2 protein-coding genes are annotated in these 1,359 nt (G+C 68.7%); both read left to right on the forward strand.

Annotated elements, in window-relative coordinates; all coding sequences use genetic code 11:
• Nucleotides 1-92 precede the first annotated feature (92 nt).
• Complete coding sequence (gene pnuC, locus H926_RS0120450; RefSeq protein WP_022677929.1) at nt 93-689, forward strand: nicotinamide riboside transporter PnuC; 597 nt, start codon at nt 93-95, stop codon at nt 687-689.
• Nucleotides 690-763: 74 nt separating this feature from the next.
• Nucleotides 764-1,359, forward strand: a 596-nt coding sequence (locus H926_RS0120455) for an FAD/NAD(P)-binding protein (RefSeq protein WP_192816568.1), incomplete at its 3' end; no start/stop codon positions are given.

Raw genomic sequence — 1,359 nt, forward strand, 5'->3', positions numbered from 1 at the left:
GCCGGGCAGGGCTATCTCATTGGCCATGCCGCGTGGTTCGCCGGGGCAGAGGGGCAGGCCCTGCTCTCCGCAATTGCGCAAGAGGATCAAGCATGAGCGCGCTGGAACTGGTGGCCGTGGCCGTCAGCTTGCTGGGGATATGGCTGACCGCGCGGCGGATGATGGTGTGCTGGCCGGTCAACATCCTGGCCTGCGCGCTCTATTTCAAGCTGTTCCTCGATGTGAAGCTCTATGCCGACATGGTGCTGCAGGCGCTGTTCGGCCTGGCCATGATCTATGGCTGGGTGGCCTGGGCGCGCAGCCGGCATCCTGGCGCACCGGCCGCCGGGGCCAGCGACGCGGTGGACGTGGTGCCGCTGCGCCCGCTGGCGCTGCTGTCCGGGCTGGGCTGCGGCGCGCTGGGCGCGGTGGCGATCGGCTGGGTTACCAGCCACTATACCGATGCCGCGTTGCCGTGGATGGATGCCGCGCTGTCGAGCTTCAGCCTGGTGGCGCAGTTCTGGGCGGCGCGGCGCCACGCGGAAAACTGGCTTTTGTGGATCGCGGCCGATCTCGTCTATGTCGGCATGTTCGTGTTCAAGGGCCTGTGGCTTACCGCCGGGCTCTATGCCGCGCTGGTGGTGCTGGCGGTGCTGGGCTGGCGGCAGTGGCGGCGCGGCGCCATGCCGGGCGAGATGGCAATCTCGTAACCCATATCAAGGAAAGCACGATTTCGCAGGGCAGGGTGGAACGGATCGGGCGCCCGTGCCGTTCATCGGCTATCATGCAACCCCTGCCTTGCGCGCCGTCGTCATCCGGCCCATTTCCCGCGTCTTCCAGCCTCCCTTCCATTGCGATTGTCGGTGCCGGGCCGACAGCCGTCTATGCGCTGGATGCGTTGCAGCGCCAGGGGCCGGCCTGCCGCGTCACGCTGCTGGAGGCGGGCGGCCAACCGGGGCAGGGCATCCCGTTCAACGCGCGGAACAATGGCGCGCATCTGCTGGCCAATATTGCCGGCTTTGAATTGCCGCCGGTGGGTGAAACGCTCAATGCCTGGGCCATGCGGCAAAGTGCGCGGCGCCAGGCCGCGCTTGGCGTGGCCGGGATGGCGCACGATCCGCGCGCGTTTTTCCCGCGCATGGCGCTGGGCGCCTATTATGCCGACCAGCTGGGCCGCCTGATGACGCCCGAGGCTGGCCCGTGCCAGGCAGAGCTGCACTGCCATGCCGAAGTGCAGGATATCGTCGCCCGCCCCGATGGCGCGCGGGTGATCTGGACCCAGCGGGGCCAGCGCCATGCCGCCGATTTCGACGCGGTGATCGTGGCCAGCGGCTATGGCAAGCCCGATGTCGGCACGCGGCTGGCCGGGGCGAGCGCCCG

The organism is Novosphingobium sp. B-7, assembly GCF_000410615.1.
In the GTDB taxonomy this organism is placed as follows: Bacteria; Pseudomonadota; Alphaproteobacteria; order Sphingomonadales; family Sphingomonadaceae; genus Novosphingobium; species Novosphingobium capsulatum.